Here is a 264-nt window from a genome sequence, read left to right as displayed (position 1 = left end):
CTCCTGGTGGCCGCGCCCTGGTACCTGCTGGCGGAGTTGAAGACGCCGGGCTTCCTCGAGTACTTCCTGCTCGGCGAGCATTGGCAGCGCTTCGTCACCGCCGGCTGGGACGGCGACCGCTACGGCAATGCCCACGCCTATCCCTACGGCAGCGTCTGGCTGGTCCTGCTGGCCGCCGCGTTTCCCTGGAGCCTCTGGCTGCCGCTGCTGCTCTGGCTGGGCTGGCGCCAGCGCGGGGAGGTGGTCGATGGCGTCGCCTCGCGC

At 71.2% G+C, this 264-nt stretch carries 1 pseudogene; it reads left to right on the top strand.

From position 1 onward, the window contains the following. A pseudogene (locus tag ACLJNW_RS25840) lies at positions 1-264 on the top strand (hypothetical protein); the annotation flags it as partial.

Source organism: Salmonella sp. SAL4457, assembly GCF_046548235.1.
Taxonomy (GTDB): domain Bacteria; phylum Pseudomonadota; class Gammaproteobacteria; order Enterobacterales; family Enterobacteriaceae; genus Salmonella; species Salmonella enterica.
This window is presented reverse-complemented; position numbering and strand designations above follow the sequence as displayed.